Below are 16,543 nucleotides of genomic sequence, written 5' to 3'. Positions count from 1 at the left end.
TGTCGGGACGGAGGGAGCCCGCCCGTCCTTAGGGCAGAAAATTCCCATGAACCAAACGCAGCGCTGAAGCGACCAACGCTCAGGCAGGGAACTATTGGCTGAACGATCATGAAAACGGCATCGAGACTTTTGCAGATCCTCGCACTTAGCGCTTGCTTCGCCGCGCAGGCTCACGGTGCTTTCTCGATGCCGGGTGTCAGGCAAGCGCTGCGGACAATGGCAGGCCCGAGTGGCCAGATCCTCTCCCCGATCGCCGCGCCTCTCGAAATGATGAAGCGCGTCTGATCTCAGGCGGCCAGCCCACCAGCCTGCGTCAGCAAGAACGCCTCGCCGCAGGCTTTCGCCAGATTACGCACCCGCAGAATGTAGCTTTGCCGCTCGGTGACCGAAATCACGCCGCGGGCGTCGAGCAGGTTGAAGACATGGCTGGCCTTGATGCACTGGTCGTAGGCCGGCAGGACCATGCGGTGCATCGCCAGATTGTCGTTCGAAGCCGGCGCGCCCGCATCGAGCAGCGCCTTGCACTCGGTTTCGGCGTCTTCGAAATGCCTGAGCAGCATCGCCGTGTCGGCATGTTCGAAATTGTGGCGCGAATATTCCTGCTCGGCCTGCAGGAAGACATCGCCATAGGTGACCTTCTCGGCGCCGTCGCGGCCGTTGAAATTGAGGTCGTAGACATTGTCGACGCCCTGCACATACATGGCCAGCCGCTCCAGCCCGTAGGTGAGCTCGCCCGCCACCGGCGCGCATTCGATGCCGCAGACCTGCTGGAAATAGGTGAACTGCGAGACTTCCATGCCGTCGCACCAGCATTCCCAGCCGAGCCCCCAGGCGCCCAGCGTCGGGCTTTCCCAGTCGTCCTCGACGAAGCGGATGTCGTGCAGCAGCGGGTCGACGCCGATCGCATTGAGCGAGCCGAGATAGAGCTCCTGCAGATTGGGCGGGTTGGGCTTAAGGATCACCTGGTATTGGTAGTAGTGCTGCAGCCGGTTCGGGTTCTCGCCATAGCGCCCGTCCTTGGGCCGACGAGAGGGCTGCACATAGGCGGCGTTCCAGCGCTTTGGCCCCAGTGCGCGCAGCGTCGTTGCCGGATGGAAGGTGCCGGCGCCGACCTCCATGTCGTAAGGCTGCAGGATGACGCAACCATAGTCCGCCCAATAATTGTGCAAGGTCAGGATCAGCCCCTGGAAGGAGCGGCTGGGATGCATATGGGTTGGGATGTCGATCGTCACGGCGGCCTCGGAAAGCGCGGAATGAAGCATTCCCTAGTTGCCGGGCCGGCGAGCGTCAAGGCGGGGTGCCGCGCGCCACTCTCCCCTCGAGGGGAAGATGCCCGCGCAGCGGGCAGAGAGGGTCCCCTCAGGAGGCATTGCAAGCAAGGCGTCGAGCACTGCGCGAGCGACCCCTCCCGACCAGACTTCGTCTGGCCATCCTCCCTCAAGGGGTATCAGCGCCAGCACCTCGGCGGTTCCAGCTCTTGTGAAACGAAAACGGGGCTCAACGAGCCCCGTTTTGCAGACAATATCGAGATCCTTACCCCTTCGGCGCCGGCGTCGGCTTGACCTTCGGGGTCTCCTGCGCCGTGTTGGATTCGATCGGCGGCAGGCCTTTCAGCAGCTTCTGCTGCACGGCGGCAAGCACATCGGGGTCCGGCTTCAGGTCGCGCGCCTGGTTCCACTGGAAAGTGGCTTCCAGCTTGCGGCCGACGCGCCAGTAGGCATCACCGAGATGGTCGTTCAGCACCGGATCTTCCGGCTTCAGCGATACGGCACGCTCCATTTCACGCACGGCGTCGTCGAACCGACCAAGGCGGAAATAGGCCCAACCCAGCGAATCGACGATGTAGCCGTCGCTTGGCCGCAGATCGACGGCCTTCTGGATCATCGCCAGGCCTTCCTTGAGGTTCATGTTCATGTCGACCCAGGAATAGCCGAGATAGTTCAGAACCTGAGGCTGGTTGGGAAGCAGTTCCAGCGCCTTGCGGAAATTCGGCTCCGCCTTCGGCCATTCCTTCAGCCGCTCATAGGCGATGCCGCGCTGGTAGAAAATGTTCCAGTTGGCGCTGGTCGGCGTCTTCAGCACCTCGACCGCCTTGTCGTAGAGATTGGCGGCGGAGCGGAAATCGTCCTTGGAGGAATAGACGCCACCAAGCGCCAGATAGGCACGCATGTCGCCTGGATGCTTGTCGACGAACGCCTTCAGGTGGGCGATCGCCTCCTCGTGGCGGTCGAGATCGGCGAGGTTGAGGCCGAGCTGCAGGTCGGAAAGCTCCTTCAGCGGCGAAGAATCGGGAATACGGCGATAGAGCGCGATCGCGCCCTCGCCGTCCTTCAGCTGCTCGGCGACGGCAGCGAGTTGCACCAGGGCGGCATCGCTGTTGGGCTTCAGTGCCAGCGCATATTGCAGATAGAGGCGGACGAACGGCTCGCCGCCGCCGCGGTTGAGCGCGGTTGCGAGGTCAAGCAGGATCTCGGAGGCACCTTCGGACGGGCCGGCGACGAGAGGCTCGATCTTGTCGCCCTTGTTGATCCTGTCGCGAAGCGTGGTGATTTCCAGCTTGCCCGGCGCAAATGCCTCGGCCTGGTCGAGCACGGACAGCGCCTTGGCCTTGTCGCCCTTGCGGGACAGGAAGGAGGCATAGGCCTGCGCGTTGCGCATCCACGTCTCGGGCGCCGCACCACCGGCGGCAGTATCTGCCAAGGTCGCGGCATAGATTTGATCGGCCTTTTCGGGCAGGCCCGCGGCGTCGGCGATCAAAGCGCGATGGTAGGATTTGAACAGGCCGAACCAGTCCGGTCCCTGCAGCTTGTCGATGAACGCCATGGCGTCGCTGGCTTCACCAGCGCCTTCCATGGCCCAGCCGCTCATGACGCCGGACAGAAGCCGGTCGAGATCGGATTCGAGCGACAGCTTGAGCCAGTATTGCGCCTTGGTGAAATCCTTCTTGTGGAAGGAATCGACGGCCAGCGCCATACGCGAGAAGCGCTCGACATCGGGCACTTCCTTGAGCTTGTCGGCATAGACCAGGGATTCCTCGAAGCGGCCTTGCGCGATCAGCGACAGCATCAGGCTCTGCTGCAGCGCCGTGTCGCCGGGCGCGAAGGCAAGCGCCTGCTTGTAATAGGCGATGGCGCTGTCGAGGTCGTTGTCGCCCTCGGCGATCCGGGCGGCGAGATAGGCTCCCGAGAAGGATGTGATCTTAACCGGCTCGGTGGTTTCCTTGGCATGCGACGGCAGAGCCGAGATCGCCATGCCCGCCACAATTGCCAGCCCTGTGAGCCAGCGCGCACGTCCTTGCCGCATCGTATCCCTTTCAGCCAGACGCAATCCCCAAGTCGGTGGGACCGCCATAGACTCGCACTTTTCCGGGTAAAGCATGGCCTTTTTGGGGTCAGGCTTCAATCCGGGCCGAATTCACAATCGGGTCACCCGATCAACAAACCATGGCGACGACGCATCATAGCAGATTGCGGACGCGGACCCTACACCCTGGTATCGCGATAGGTGTTGATGGCAACAGTGGTGCACAGGCCGGCCCACTCGCAGCCCTGGCAGGCCTGACGCGTCAGGCCGGCTGAAAAGGCGGCGCGCATGCCGGCCAGGGTCGCCGCATCCAGGCTCAGGCGGGCGCCGACCCGGATCGGCCGCGCGAGCAATTGCTCCACGTCGCGTGCCGCCAGCCGGTCCCGCTCGGCAGCACTTTCGCGCAGGCAGTGCGGTTCCGGCTCGCCGAGCAACGGGGCGCAGATATCGTCCGGACCCGAGACGATCAGGATGTCCTCGCCCCGGCGAAGACGCTCGGCGATGCCGTCATAGTTGGCGATGAAGGCGGCGCTGTATCCCTTGCCGACATAGGTCAGCACGCAAAGCAGATGATGGGCGCGCAGCCTGACGGTCATCGCCGGCTATGATGCGGTTTTGGCCGGGTTCGTCTTGTTGCCTGCAAACAACTTGAGCGTGGCGGCGCCGAGCGCGGACTTCAGCAAGCCGCCAACAATGAAGGGCAGGAAGCCGAAGGTGATGGCCTGTTCGGCGCCGATCATGACGGCAAGCCACGCCGTGCCGAGGACCAGGCAGGCGAGATTGCCGAGCATCATCGCGGCGAAGGCCAGCATCACCCGGTTGCCGTTCCAGCCGCGCTCGGCCAGCCAGCCGACGAGCGCGCCGGTGAGGGGGAAGGCGAAGAGATAGCCGCCCGTCGGCCCGAGGAAATGCTGCACGCCGGCAGCACCGCCAGCCAGCACCGGGAAACCGACCGCGCCTTCGACGAGCCAGGCAGTGATGGTGATGGCGCCAAGCCGCCAGCCATAGAGCGCGCCGATCAGCGTCACCGCGAAGGTCTGCATGGTCACCGGCACCGGCACCATCGGCACTTCGATGTAGGACGACAGCGCCAGAAACAACGTGCCGAGGACGACGGCGCCAGCCTGCCAGCCAAGCGAGCGGTCTTGCAGGCGCAGCGGGCTGAAGGACGGCTTTGAGGACGAAAAGGCGATGTCGGTCACGGCGGTTTCCCTAGCTGATTTGAAATTATAGATAATTTTTGCTTTTGATCTATTATCAAATCCATATTTACGGCGCGATAGCAAGCCCTCGCCCCGAAAAAGCTCCGAGATCGCATTGGGGCATCTGCGCCTGGCGCTGGCCTTCAGCTGATTTTCCGATCCCTAGCCGACGATAGCGAAGGCGTCGCGGGTCCTGCCGGAGGCGGTCTTGACCGGCTTCTGGCCGATCCACTGCACATGCCGGCCAAGGGTGGCGGCGGCCGATTCGGCATTGCCCTGGCGGAGCGCGCTCAAAATCGCCCGGTGGTCCTGGTCGGTGCGGATTTCCCATTCCGAGCGCCAGGCGGCGAACAGGAAGCGGGCGCTTGCCGCGTGCAAATCGTCGATGGTGGCAAGCAGTCGCGGCATGCCGCACGGCTGAAGGATCAGCCGGTGGAAGGTGCGGTTGGCTTCCTCCCAGGAGCGGACGTCACGAGACTTGTCGCCGGCCTTGGTCGCCTCCTCGGCGAGATCGAGAATGGCTGCGGTCAGGTGCGGCGCGGCATGACGCAGCGCCAGCACTTCGAGTGCCGCCCGCATTTCGGCGACTTCCCTGACCTCGCCAAGGTCGAAAGACGCGACACGCACGCCACGGCGCGGCTCGCCGATCGCCAGACCTTGCGCCTCCAGACGCCGGAACGCTTCGCGCACCGGGACATGGCTGGTCTGGAATTCCTCGGCGATATGGTCCTGTCGCAGCCGGGCGCCCGGTTCGATGGCGCCCGATATGATGCGGTCCGCCAGCACCTTGCTGATACGGACGGCGATGGTGTCGTCTGCGGGCTTTGCCATGATTTATAGATAATTTGCATCGCGACGACTTGTCGAGACGGCCGTTGCGGATTTCGCGGCAAAGTTGCCTCGGCGCGGACCTCAGTTCACCCGGCTGATGCAGAAATCGATGACGTCGATCAGCGCCGATTTCTGCGGCGTCGCCTCCAGCGGCGCGAGCGCGTCGCGGGCGATCTCGCCGAAATGGCGGGCGCGGCCGATCGTGTCGGCGATGGCGCCGTGGCGGGTCATCAGGCCGATCGCTTTTTCCAGCCCGGCATCATCGGTGACATTGTCCTCGATGGCGCGCTTCCAGAAGGTGCGTTCGGCCTTGGTGCCGCGCCGGTAGGCGAGGATCACCGGCAGCGTCACCTTGCCTTCGCGGAAATCGTCGCCGACATTTTTGCCCAGCTCCTTGCTGGAGCCGCCATAATCCAGCACGTCGTCGATGAGCTGGAAGGCAAGGCCGAGATTCATGCCATAGGAGCGCAGTGCCGCGCGATCGTTGCGCGTTGCCTGGGCGATCACCGGGCCGACTTCGGCGGCGGCCGAGAACAGCGCCGCGGTCTTGGCCTTGATGACGGCGAAATGCTCGTCCTCGGTGGTCTCCAAGTTCTTGGCGGCGGCAAGCTGCATCACCTCGCCCTCGGCGATGATCGAGGCCGCACTCGACAGGATGTCGAGCGCTTCCAGCGAGCCGACATCGACCATCATGCGGAACGCCTGGCCGAGCAGGAAATCGCCGACCAGCACGCTGGCCTGGTTACCCCAGATCATGCGCGCGGTCTTCTTGCCGCGGCGCATGCCGCTCTCGTCGACGACATCGTCGTGCAAAAGCGTGGCGGTGTGCATGAATTCGACCGATGTGGCGAGCTTGACGTGGCCTTCGCCGGAATAGCCGAACATCTGGGCTGCGGCCAAAGTCAGCATCGGCCGCAGCCTTTTGCCGCCGGACGAGATCAAATGGTTGGCGACCTCCGGGATCATTTCGACGTTGGAGCCCGCCTTGGACAGGATGAGTTCGTTGACGCGCCCCATATCGGCCGCCGTCAGGTCGATCAGGTCCTTGATGGAGGCGGCTTCCCGCTTCCCGTTTTCGATGTTGAGAACGACACCCACCACAAACACTCCCGTCTATTCCATGCGCACGACGGCACCCTGTCCCGGATGGACTCTAGGGCGGCACCCACGGGCACGGCAAGAGGCGAATTGGCGCGGGTTGCAACCCGCAAGGCGATCGCCCACGTTTACAGGAACGCCGCAACCTGCGATTTTCGTCCGATGATAGAGCTCATCCGCACCAACGATGCCGTGATCATCTCCTTTGTCGTATCGCTGATGCGCGACGCCGGCATTGCCTGTTTCGTCGCCGACCAGAACATGAGCGTGCTCGATGGTTCGATCGGCATCCTGCCCCGGCGCGTCATGGTCGACGCCGAACAGGCGGATGCGGCGCGGCGCATTCTGACGGATGCCGGCATCGCCAACGAGATCCGCCGAGAATAATGTCCGCTTCACCCGCCGCCCTTGTTCCGGACACGCCGGCCCACACGGTCGATGGCTTCCATCGCGGCCGCTTCTGGCTGGTGCAGCCCCGGTCGGGCGGGCACCGCGCCGGCATGGACGCCATGATGCTGGCCGCTGCCGTGCCATCCTCCTTCGCCGGCCGGCTTGCCGATTTCGGCGCCGGCGCCGGTGCTGCGGGCCTGGCGGTGCTGTCGCGCTGTGCTTCCGCCCGGGCCGTGCTGGTCGAACGCTCCGAGGAAATGGCGGGATACGCGGCGACCACGCTTGCCCATCCCGGCAATGCCCATCTCGGCGATCGCGCCTCGGTGCTGGCCGCCGATGTTACGCTGTCGGGCAAGGCGAGAGGCGGCGCCGGCCTTGCCGACAATTCCTTCGATTTCGTCATCATGAACCCGCCCTTCAACGCCGCCGATGATCGCGCCACGCCCGACCCGCTGCGCAAGCAGGCCCATGTCATGGAGGACGGGCTGTTCGAGAGCTGGATCCGCAGTGCAGCAGCAGTCGTGAGGCCGCGGGGCGGGCTGGCCGTCATTGCCCGGCCGGAGCAGCTCGGCGCGCTTCTCGACGCGATCGAGGGCCGCTTCGGCGATGCCGAAATGCTCTCTGTCCACCCTCGCCCCGAGGCGGCGGCGATCCGCATCGTCGTCAGGGCAGCGCTCGGCGCGCGCGGAAAGCTGTCGATCCGCCCGCCGCTGATGCTGCATGGTGAATCGGGCAACGGACCAGCGGAACGGACCGAGATGATCAACAACGGACTGGCGACGCTGTTCGGCGATTGATCCTGCCGGCCACATGGCATTGCTGTTGGCCGGAAAATCCCTACATGCGCGGAGCAAGATTGCCGCGCCGTCCGAAAAAAAGAATTGACCGAACCTGACCTTATCTTGCTCTTTGCACATTGCCCCGGAGATCCTCCCCTCGTGAAACGCCTTTTGAACCGCCTGCTGCCGAAATCCTGGCGCTCCAGTGTCGTCACTGTTCCGGTCATCCGGCTGCAGGGGACCATCATGCCTGGCGGCGGCCAGTTCCGGCCGAGCCTGTCGCTGGCATCGACCGCCGGCCTGATCGAAAAGGCGTTTTCCTTCGATGCGCCAGTCGTCGCCATCTCGATCAATTCGCCTGGCGGCTCGCCGGTGCAGTCGCGGCTGATCTTCAAGCGCATCCGCGACCTGGCGACGGAAAAGGACAAGAAGGTGCTGGTCTTCGTCGAAGACGTCGCGGCATCGGGCGGCTACATGATCGCGGTCGCCGGCGACGAGATCTTCGCCGACCCCTCCTCCATCGTCGGCTCGATCGGCGTGGTGTCGGCCTCGTTCGGCTTTCCCGAACTGATGAAGAAGATCGGCGTCGAGCGCCGCGTGCACACGGCCGGCCAGAACAAGGCCGTGCTCGACCCGTTCAAGCCGGAGAAGAAGGAAGACGTCGAGCGGCTGAAAGCGCTGCAGCTCGAGGTGCATGAGACCTTCATCGACCTCGTCAAGGAGCGGCGCGGCACCAGGCTCAAGGACGACCCGGACCTGTTCACCGGCCTGTTCTGGACCGCAAAGAAAGGTCTTGAGCTCGGCCTTGTCGACGCGCTGGGCGATATGCGTACCGTGCTTAAGACCCGCTTCGGGCCGAAGACCCAGCTCAAGCTGATCACGGCGCCGCGCGGCCTGTTCGGCCGCTTCGGCCTGTTCGGCTCGCGCAGCGGCTTTTCGGCGCCCGATATTGCCGCAGTGGCTGCCAGCGGCATCATCGATGCGGCGGAAGAGCGCGCGCTATGGGCGCGCTTCGGGCTTTGAAAAAACGGTGAAACCGTCTAGCATATCGGCTTGACCGACCCGACCGGCCGCCGTCGCCGCCTTTTCGAGGGAGGAGTTTTGAGATGCCGCAGATCATTTTCTTCGTCGCCGTTGGCGTGCTTGCCTATGTCGGCTATCGCTCCTTCGTCAGGGAAGCCGAACGCGTGACGGCCAAGATCCGGCGCACCGAAAAGCAGGTGGCCAACGGTACGATGGGAACTCTGGTCAAGGACCCCAAGACCGGCGAATACCGCCTGGCCAAGGACTGACAGCATTTCCCTTGCAGCCGACACATTGAACGCCGAGGCCGAAGCCCGGATATGGCTTGCGCCCGCCAAGATCAACCTGGCGCTGCATGTCACCGGCAGGCGCGCCGACGGCTATCATTTGATCGAGAGCCTCGCCGTCTTCACCCGCTTCGGAGACAGGGTCGAGATCGAGCGCGCCGACAGCGATCTTTTTTCCGTGTCCGGCAAGTATGCGTCCGCGGTCCCGCTCGACGACAGCAATCTGGTGGTGAAGGCTCGCGAGGCGCTGCGGCGGGAAGCCGATCCGCAGCGGACGCCGCCTGTCGCCATCAGGCTGGAAAAGAACCTGCCGGTTGCCTCAGGCGTCGGCGGCGGATCGAGTGATGCGGCGGCGGTGCTGCGCGGGCTCGTCCATGCTTGGGCACTGGATGTCGATGACGCCGAACTGGCGCGCATCGGCCTTGCGCTTGGCGCCGACATTCCCATGTGCCTGGCGGCAAAACCCCTGGTCGCGCGTGGTGTCGGTGACGAACTGTCGAGCGTGCCGGATTTTCCGGCGCTCGGCCTGGTTCTGGTCAATCCCGGCACCGCCGTCTCCACTGCCGAGGTGTTCAACGCGCTTGCCAGCCGCGACAATAACGGGCTGCCGCCGCTGCCCAGCAGGATCGACTTTCACAGCATCCGCAACTGGCTGGAAATCACGCGCAACGATCTGGAGCCTGCGGCCCGCGCGATCCAGCCGGCCATCGGCAAGGCATTGTCGGTGCTGAACAGGGCCGGGGCGGGATTTGCCCGCATGTCGGGCTCCGGCGCCACCTGCTTCGGGCTGTTCGAAACCGGTAATGTCGCCAAGCGCGCTGCGCTCGACATACGCAGCCGCCATCCCGACTGGTTCGTTGCCGCGACGCGAAGCATGGAGGCTGACGCCCATGGCCAGGATTGACGAAAGCCGAACCTTCATTCCGGTGCGCATCGCGGTTCTGACCGTTTCCGACACGCGCAGCCTCGCCGACGACAAGTCCGGCCAGACCCTGGCCGACCGTATCACGGAGGCCGGCCATATCCTTGCCGCCCGCGACATCGTCACCGACGACCGCGACAAGATCCGCGACAAGGTGCTTGGCTGGTCGCAGGACAAGGACATCGATGTCGTCATCACCACTGGCGGCACCGGGTTCACCGGCCGCGACGTGACGCCGGAGGCGCTGGAGCCGATCTTTGAGAAGCGCATGGACGGCTTTTCCGAAGTGTTCCATCGCATCTCCTACGACAAGATCGGCACGTCCACGATCCAGAGCCGGGCGACCGGCGGCGTCGTCAACGCCACCTTCGTCTTCGTGCTGCCGGGCTCGCCTGGCGCCTGCAAGGACGCCTGGGACGGCATATTGAAGCCGCAGCTCGACTACCGGCTCATGCCTTGCAACTTCGTCGAGATCATGCCCCGCCTGGACGAGCATCTCAGGCGCGGCAAGACCGGATAAGATCCCGGATCAGCGGATGACCGGCTCGCCGTGGAAGCGGCGGCGCGACGGCGCCGAGACGCCGAAGCCGACTTCCATCATCAGACGCGGCGTGCGCGTCGGCACGGTGCCCATGTGGAAACCGAACGGATCCTCGACGAAGCCGAGACCGGCTTCTCCGGTCAGCGTCACCGGGCTGTCGTCGCCGTAGACGTCGAGGACGTCCTGCGCCGGATGGCCGACGAGCAGCGTCAGCTGATGCTTCACGGCGCGGCGCTTGTGGCTGCCGCGGACATAGACATGCGGACCGGTGTCGGCATCGACGGGCTTGAGATAGAAGAAGAATTTCAGCATCCGCCAGTCGTCGAGGTCGAAGTGGTATTTGCCGAGCGACGCCAGGTTCTTGTCGGCCTCCGAGGCCGCGCCGGTCGGAAAGCTCCACCAGACGCGCGTCGTGATCAACTTCGCCTGGCCGCCGAGATAGTGCGCGGCGATATCTAGCAGCAGCGGGTCGCGCTGAATGGCCAAAGCAGCATCGCAATCGAGGATACGTTCGAAAAAATGCCCGCTGAGCAATGGGCGGCCAAAACGCTTTTCGGCCTCGGCATGCTCGCCCGGCATGAATTCGAGACGACGATCGAAATTGCCGAAGCACGGCGTGCGCTCGGCAAAAGCGGCGATTTCCTCGTGAATGGCCTGCGGCAGCACCAGCCCTGAAAACAGCCCGTCCGCTTTCAATGCGCCGACGGCCGCGGCGCGGTCGACGCCGGCAAATATCGTATCTGTGTTGCGTGCCGGCTTGGCCTGCCTGGCACCAAGCCAGTGCAGACGCCGCCCCGGCATGGTGCGGGCGAGGACGAACATCGGCAGCCAGGCGGGATTCTCGCGAAGGTCGGTCAGATAGGTCGGGATGCGCGCGGCCATACGGCGCAACATGCTGCCATTTCGCGCAATTGCCTCCAAGCTGGCGGCGCCGGATTTGTCAGGGCTTGTAAAGGTCATCGGGTCCTCGGGTATGAATGCGGCGCCGACGCAGCGTTGCTCACCGCTCCGGCATTACCCAAACCCGATTGTCCCGCGTGAAGGGAATGCTACGCCCACGCCATGTTTTGTGCAATGCACAATAGACAACGCACCTGCAATGAATCACGTGGCCGTGGGGCCGGTGAAACTCCGTCCGTTCGCGAAGGCGGGGCAAAAAAGCCTCACTTCGACGGCGCGACCCAGATCTCCGCGTTGAGCCTCCTTGTCGCAAGGCCGCGCGCAATGGCCTCGGCGCTACGGGCGCTTTTCGACAGAGCTGTGGCCTGGCGTTTGCTGATCACCAGCCCCTCGGCCAGGGCCCGGTTGCCTGAAAAGACGCGTGCCAGGAACGGCGTGCGGCTGCCGCGCGCCCGCGCAAACCGCGCCGGCATGGTTTGCCTCCCCGTGTGGGCGACAAGCTCGTCGATCCAGCCTTCCGAAAGTCGCGCGCCAGGCTCCAGCAACAGCAGCCAGTCGCCCTTGGCCTGCCTGATGCCGGTCGCGATGCCGCCGGCGACATAGTGGCAGCCGGCATGCTCGGCGACACGGTGCGTCTGGTCGGTCGAGCCGTTGTCGCAGACGATCACATCGCGCACCACGCCCTCGACCGCGCCGCCGATCAGCGAGGCGAGCGTGCGGGCAAGGCCCTCTTCGTCGTTCATGGTTTCGATGAGAACACTGAGCATGGTTAGCCGAATAGCGGAAAGCCGTAGGCCGCGCCAGTTTTTGCATCGCGGCATAAAAAGTTCTTGCTTTGTTCTCATCGGCAAAATAGGAATAGTTTCATGAACAGAGCGATTCGACAGCCTGCCGACAGTCCCTGGGAGAGGGCAAAGATGGAACAGATCGTGCGTGCCGACATTGCAGCCTTCGGGGCCGGGAGAGCCGAGATGGCGAATGCGATGATCGAGCAGAGCGGCATGCGCGTGCGGCCGGACCGCAATCGCGGCCGCTCCGCCGGCATCAATCCGTCCGGTCGCTTCGAGCCGGTCAGCCGGCATGTCTTCGACGACGGCTGGAATTCGCTGGAGGAACTGCCGCCGTTCAAGACCGAGGTGCAGGTCGAGAAGCCGCGCACGATCATCACCCGCAACGAATCGCCCGACATTTCCTTCGACCGCTCGATCAACCCCTACCGCGGCTGCGAGCATGGCTGTGTCTACTGCTTCGCCAGGCCGACGCACGCCTTCATGGGCCTGTCGCCGGGGCTCGACTTTGAATCGAAGCTGTTCGCCAAGCCGGACGCGGCACGGATGCTCGACAAGGAATTGTCGAAGCCCGGCTACCAGCCGCGTACCATCGCTATCGGCACCAACACCGATCCCTACCAGCCGATCGAGAAACAGTACCGTATCATGCGCGAGATCCTCGAAGTGCTGGAAGCCCGCGGCCACCCGGTCGGCATCGTCACCAAGTCGGCGCTGGTGACGCGCGACATCGACATATTGTCGCGCATGGCCGAACGAGGCCTTGCCAAGGTGGCGCTGTCGGTGACGACATTGGACCGGATGCTGGCCAGAACGATGGAGCCCCGCGCGTCGACGCCGACCAAGCGGCTGGAGGCGATCCGGCAGCTTTCGGACGCAGGCATTCCGGCCTCGGTCATGGTGGCGCCGATCATACCCGGGCTGACCGATCCGGAGATGGAGCGCATCCTCGATTCGGCACGCGCCGCCGGCGCGCGCGAGGCCGGCTACGTCATACTTCGCCTGCCGCTGGAGGTGGCGCCGATCTTCAAGGACTGGCTGCTGCGCCACTATCCCGACCGCTACCGCCACGTGATGTCGCTGATCCGTTCGATGCGCGACGGCAAGGACTACGATTCGGAATGGGGCAAGCGCATGAAGGGTGCGGGACCCTATGCCTGGCAGATCGGCCGCCGCTTCGAGATCACCGCCAAGCGGCTCGGCCTCAACGCCGAGCGGCGGACACTCAGGACCGACCAGTTCGTCGCCGCGGCCAATGCCACGGAGCAGTTGATGCTGCTTTAAGGAAGATCGAGCACCGGCCTTCGCCGGCCGGTGCATGAGAAAAGAATCCCGTCCGGCCCTGTCCCCCCCGGCCTGCAGACGGTGCCCTCCCGGTCCGGCGCCCCACCCCGACCCGGAGGGACTTGCGGAGAATCGGAGCCGATGCGAACCTCGCCGCAACATGGCTCGCGCGCGTTCCGATTCTCCGCTTCTTTTCGAAATCGTCGAGAAGCCCGACTTCTCCTTCGAGACGAAGGCGATGGCCGAAGGCCTGTGGCCGGTGGCGGGGATGGACGAGGCCGGTCGCGGACCGCTGGCCGGGCCGGTCGTCGCGGCGGCGGTGGTGCTCAATCCCGCCAACATCCCGGAAGGGCTCGACGATTCCAAACGCCTGACGCATCTGCAGCGGGAGGGGCTGTTCGTCAGGATCCTCGGATCCGCCGTAGCCGTCTCGATGGCCTCGATCAGCGCCGAAGGCATCGACGGCAGCAATATCCTCAAGGCCAGCCTGGAGGCGATGCGCCGCGCCGTCGCCGGTCTTTCCGTGCAGCCGAAGCTGGCGCTGGCCGACGGGCGTGACGTGCCGCCGGGCCTCACATGCGCCGGGCGCGCGCTGATCAAGGGCGACCAGCGCTCGCAGTCGATCGCCGCCGCCTCGATCGTCGCCAAGGTAATGCGCGACCGCATGATGTGTAGCTGCGGCAACCACCACGACCGCTATGGCTTCGAGGTCCATATGGGCTATGCCACGGCCCGCCATCGCACGGCGATCGAAGCACACGGCCCCGTGGCGCGGCTGCACCGTGTGTCGTTTGCGCCGTTCCGGCTCGGCGGAGCCGAGGTGGTCGAAGAAGAGAGCTTCGCCGGGTTGGAGTGAGGCGGCGGCGACAGCCGATCTCCCCCCGAGCGGGGAGATTGCGCGCTCAGCCGCCCCGCAAAACAAAAAAGCCGCCAGGTCGCCCGGGCGGCTTCATGCTAGCGGCTCGAAGACCACTCAGTTCAGCTTGGCCTTCACGTCCTGCAGCGAGGCGTTGAACAGGTCGGCCCCTGCCTTGGCGTCGATCTTGCCGGCAAGCAGCGCACGCGCCGCTTCGACGGCGATGTCGACGGCGCTGGCGCGGACTTCGGCTACTGCCTCGCGCTCGGCCTGGCCGATCTTCTGCTCGGCAAGCGCGGTGCGGCGGGCGACATAGTCCTCGGTCTTCTTGTGTGCCTCGGCGGCGAGCAGGTCGGCCTCGCGCTTGGCGGCGGCGACGATGTCGGCGGCCTCCTGCTCGGCTTCCTTGCGCTTCTTCTGATACTGGCCAAGCAGCTGCTGGGCCTCTTCGCGCAGCCGGCGGGCTTCGTCGAGCTCATTGCTGATCTTGGCGGCGCGGGCGTCGAGCGCCTTGGCGATCAGGCCCGGCACCTTGATGTAGACGGCAACGCCGAGGAAGATGACCAGGGCAACCGTAGCCCAGACTGTCGCGAGAGATGTGGCGTCCATGATGCGCTCCTCACCGGGCCACGGATTTGACCGCAGCCGCGATCTCGGCCTTGCTGGCCTTGCCGCCGACAAGCGCCTCGACGATGGCCGAAGCGGTGTCCTCGGCGATCGAGCCGACTTCCTTCATGGCGCTGGCCTTGATGGAAGCGATGCTGGCTTCAGCCTCGCCGAGCTTCTTGTCGAGGGCAGCCTCGACCTTCTTGCGCGCGGTCTCGGCCTCGGCCTTGGCGGCGTCGTTGGCCTGCTGGCCGATCGCGTTGGCCTTGGTCTTGGCTGCGGCCAGTTCCTGCTCGTAAGCGGCAACGGCGGCGTCGGCCTCGCCCTTCAGCTTGGCGGCGTGGTCGAGGTCTTGCGTGATGCGGTCGTTACGGACATCGATGATGCCGCCGAGACGCGGCATCACCACCCGCTTCAGGAACAGGTAGAACAGCCCGAAGGTGATCGCCAGCCACAGAAGCTGCGACGGGAACGTCGCCGGATCGAATGGCGGGAAGGTGCCGTGCGCCTCGCCGGGCACCGCGGTGCCGGCATGCGTTTCGGCTCCCGCACCGGCGGTGCCTTCGGCAGCCGGCGCTGACTCTTCTGCAAAGGCAGATGTCACGAACATGGACTATCCCCTGATATCAGGCCTGCCGCAGGATCGCGGCCTGCCTGCCCAATCTTCCCGAGTGCTCAGCCGAACAGGGCCAGAAGCGCGATGAGAAGGGAGAAGATGCCCAGCGCTTCGGTCACGGCGAAGCCGAAGATCAGGCGGCCGAACTGGCCATCGGCGGCCGACGGGTTGCGCAGAGCGCCCGCCAGGTAGCTGCCGAAGATGTTGCCGAGGCCAATGCCCGCGCCGCCCATGCCCAGGCAAGCGATACCAGCGCCGATGTACTTTGCTGCTTCTGCGTCCATTTCAAACTCCTTTGGATCTATAATTCCGTTGCATTTCCATCCGGCGGCAATGCCGGAAACTTGTCGTCAGTGCCCGGGATGCAGGGCGTCGTTGAGATACATGCAGGTCAGCACGGCAAAGACGTAGGCCTGCAGGAAGGCGACCAGCAACTCAAGCGCCGTCAGCGCGACGGCCATGGCCAGCGGCAGAACCGAACCGGCGACGCCAACCGCGCCGAGCGCGCTGAGGCTGACGACGAAGCCAGAGAACACCTTGAGCGTGATGTGGCCGGCCAGCATGTTGGCGAACAGACGCACCGAGAGGCTGACCGGGCGCGACACGAAGGAGATCACTTCGATCAGCACCACCAGCGGCAGCAGGAACACCGGCACGCCATGCGGCACGAACAGCTTCAGGAAGCCGAGGCCATGCTTCATGAAGCCGTAGACGACCACGGTTCCAATGACCAGCGCAGCGAGGCCGAAGGTGACGATGATGTGGCTGGTGACGGTGAAGAAATAGGGGAACAGGCCGAGCAGGTTGGCGACAAGAACGAACATGAACAGCGAGAAGACGAAGGGGAAGAACTTCAACCCTTGCGTTCCCGCAGCGTCCCTCAGCATGTTGGAGACGAATTCGTAGGCCATCTCCGAAACCGACTGCAAGCGTCCCGGAACAAGGCTACGGCTCGAGGTGGTGAGATAGAGGAAAGCCGATGCGACGGCGACTGTCGCGACCATGAACAGCGCCGAATTGGTGAAGGACAGGTCGTAGCCGCCGATGTTGATCGGAATCAGCTTGACGATATGGAACTGGTGGATCGGATCGACCTTGTCAGCAGCCACTTTACATC

20 protein-coding genes are annotated in these 16,543 nt (G+C 64.6%); 8 read left to right on the top strand and 12 right to left on the bottom strand.

The genetic code is table 11. The features are described from left to right. Positions 1 to 287: 287 nt before the first annotated feature. From DH08_RS34285 to DH08_RS34260, 6 genes are all read right to left on the bottom strand, one after another. The gene (locus DH08_RS34285; protein WP_192183624.1) at positions 288 to 1,262 is read right to left on the bottom strand and encodes a glycine--tRNA ligase subunit alpha; all 975 of its coding nucleotides are present in this window, start codon (positions 1,260 to 1,262) and stop codon (positions 288 to 290) included. Positions 1,263 to 1,533: 271 nt separating this feature from the next. After that, positions 1,534 to 3,303 carry a tetratricopeptide repeat protein gene (locus DH08_RS34280; protein WP_192183623.1) on the bottom strand — a complete coding sequence of 590 codons (1,770 nt, stop codon included), beginning with the start codon at positions 3,301 to 3,303 and terminating at the stop codon, positions 1,534 to 1,536. Between the two features lie 179 nt (positions 3,304 to 3,482). Beyond that, positions 3,483 to 3,899, bottom strand: coding sequence for a DUF1284 domain-containing protein (locus DH08_RS34275; protein ID WP_192183622.1), 417 nt, complete (start codon positions 3,897 to 3,899; stop codon positions 3,483 to 3,485). A 6-nt stretch (positions 3,900 to 3,905) separates the two neighbouring features. Further along, positions 3,906 to 4,505: a biotin transporter BioY gene (locus tag DH08_RS34270; protein WP_192183621.1), complete on the bottom strand. Its 600-nt coding sequence runs from the start codon at positions 4,503 to 4,505 to the stop codon at positions 3,906 to 3,908. 162 nt (positions 4,506 to 4,667) lie between these two features. Further along, positions 4,668 to 5,336 carry a GntR family transcriptional regulator gene (locus tag DH08_RS34265; protein WP_192183620.1) on the bottom strand — a complete coding sequence of 223 codons (669 nt, stop codon included), beginning with the start codon at positions 5,334 to 5,336 and terminating at the stop codon, positions 4,668 to 4,670. Positions 5,337 to 5,417: 81 nt separating this feature from the next. Continuing rightward, positions 5,418 to 6,434: a polyprenyl synthetase family protein gene (locus tag DH08_RS34260; RefSeq protein WP_192183619.1), complete on the bottom strand. Its 1,017-nt coding sequence runs from the start codon at positions 6,432 to 6,434 to the stop codon at positions 5,418 to 5,420. Between the two features lie 162 nt (positions 6,435 to 6,596). On the opposite strand from DH08_RS34260, the gene DH08_RS34255 reads away from it, so the two are divergent. From DH08_RS34255 to moaB, 6 genes are all read left to right on the top strand, one after another. Further along, entirely contained in the window at positions 6,597 to 6,821 is a 225-nt protein-coding gene (locus DH08_RS34255) for a putative signal transducing protein (RefSeq protein WP_192183618.1), read from the top strand. Beyond that, positions 6,821 to 7,621, top strand: coding sequence for a tRNA1(Val) (adenine(37)-N6)-methyltransferase (locus DH08_RS34250; protein ID WP_192183617.1), 801 nt, complete (start codon positions 6,821 to 6,823; stop codon positions 7,619 to 7,621). Before DH08_RS34255 ends, DH08_RS34250 begins: the two co-directional genes overlap by 1 nt. 141 nt (positions 7,622 to 7,762) lie before the next feature. Continuing rightward, entirely contained in the window at positions 7,763 to 8,626 is an 864-nt protein-coding gene (locus tag DH08_RS34245) for a S49 family peptidase (protein WP_192183616.1), read from the top strand. 83 nt (positions 8,627 to 8,709) lie between these two features. Beyond that, on the top strand, positions 8,710 to 8,895 hold the full coding sequence (locus tag DH08_RS34240; RefSeq protein ID WP_192183615.1) for a hypothetical protein: 186 nt from the start codon (positions 8,710 to 8,712) through the stop codon (positions 8,893 to 8,895). 25 nt (positions 8,896 to 8,920) lie between these two features. Beyond that, entirely contained in the window at positions 8,921 to 9,817 is an 897-nt protein-coding gene (locus tag DH08_RS34235) for a 4-(cytidine 5'-diphospho)-2-C-methyl-D-erythritol kinase (protein ID WP_192183614.1), read from the top strand. Next, the gene (gene moaB / locus DH08_RS34230; RefSeq protein WP_192183613.1) at positions 9,804 to 10,355 is read left to right on the top strand and encodes a molybdenum cofactor biosynthesis protein B; all 552 of its coding nucleotides are present in this window, start codon (positions 9,804 to 9,806) and stop codon (positions 10,353 to 10,355) included. Before DH08_RS34235 ends, moaB begins: the two co-directional genes overlap by 14 nt. Positions 10,356 to 10,364: 9 nt before the next feature. Here the strand turns inward: moaB and DH08_RS34225 are convergent, their stop codons facing one another. Beyond that, a complete protein-coding gene (locus DH08_RS34225; RefSeq protein WP_192183612.1) occupies positions 10,365 to 11,336 on the bottom strand; it encodes a hypothetical protein in 972 nt (323 codons plus the stop codon). 203 nt (positions 11,337 to 11,539) lie between these two features. Beyond that, positions 11,540 to 12,043, bottom strand: coding sequence for a glycosyltransferase family 2 protein (locus DH08_RS34220; protein ID WP_192183611.1), 504 nt, complete (start codon positions 12,041 to 12,043; stop codon positions 11,540 to 11,542). A gap of 150 nt (positions 12,044 to 12,193) precedes the next feature. Here DH08_RS34220 and DH08_RS34215 point away from each other — a divergent pair, with 150 nt between their 5' ends. Both DH08_RS34215 and DH08_RS34210 read left to right on the top strand, forming a co-directional pair. Continuing rightward, on the top strand, positions 12,194 to 13,348 hold the full coding sequence (locus DH08_RS34215; RefSeq protein WP_006201974.1) for a PA0069 family radical SAM protein: 1,155 nt from the start codon (positions 12,194 to 12,196) through the stop codon (positions 13,346 to 13,348). Positions 13,349 to 13,508: 160 nt separating this feature from the next. Beyond that, complete coding sequence (locus tag DH08_RS34210) at positions 13,509 to 14,204, top strand: ribonuclease HII (RefSeq protein WP_192183610.1); 696 nt, start codon at positions 13,509 to 13,511, stop codon at positions 14,202 to 14,204. Between the two features lie 117 nt (positions 14,205 to 14,321). Here DH08_RS34210 and DH08_RS34205 read toward each other — a convergent pair whose 3' ends face one another. From DH08_RS34205 to DH08_RS34190, 4 genes are all read right to left on the bottom strand, one after another. Then, a complete protein-coding gene (locus DH08_RS34205) occupies positions 14,322 to 14,813 on the bottom strand; it encodes a F0F1 ATP synthase subunit B (RefSeq protein WP_192183609.1) in 492 nt (163 codons plus the stop codon). A 10-nt stretch (positions 14,814 to 14,823) separates the two neighbouring features. Beyond that, positions 14,824 to 15,420 carry a F0F1 ATP synthase subunit B gene (locus tag DH08_RS34200; RefSeq protein ID WP_192183608.1) on the bottom strand — a complete coding sequence of 199 codons (597 nt, stop codon included), beginning with the start codon at positions 15,418 to 15,420 and terminating at the stop codon, positions 14,824 to 14,826. Positions 15,421 to 15,485: 65 nt separating this feature from the next. Further along, positions 15,486 to 15,710 (bottom strand): F0F1 ATP synthase subunit C, encoded by a 225-nt coding sequence (locus DH08_RS34195; protein WP_006206606.1) that lies wholly within the window; start codon positions 15,708 to 15,710, stop codon positions 15,486 to 15,488. A gap of 66 nt (positions 15,711 to 15,776) precedes the next feature. After that, positions 15,777 to 16,535: a F0F1 ATP synthase subunit A gene (locus DH08_RS34190; RefSeq protein WP_006206607.1), complete on the bottom strand. Its 759-nt coding sequence runs from the start codon at positions 16,533 to 16,535 to the stop codon at positions 15,777 to 15,779. Positions 16,536 to 16,543: the final 8 nt, after the last annotated feature.

Origin of the sequence: Mesorhizobium amorphae (assembly GCF_014843845.1) — a bacterium.
GTDB lineage: Bacteria > Pseudomonadota > Alphaproteobacteria > Rhizobiales > Rhizobiaceae > Mesorhizobium > Mesorhizobium amorphae_A.
The sequence above is the reverse complement of the archived record's forward strand: the minus strand, read 5'-3'. Positions and strand labels throughout refer to the sequence as shown.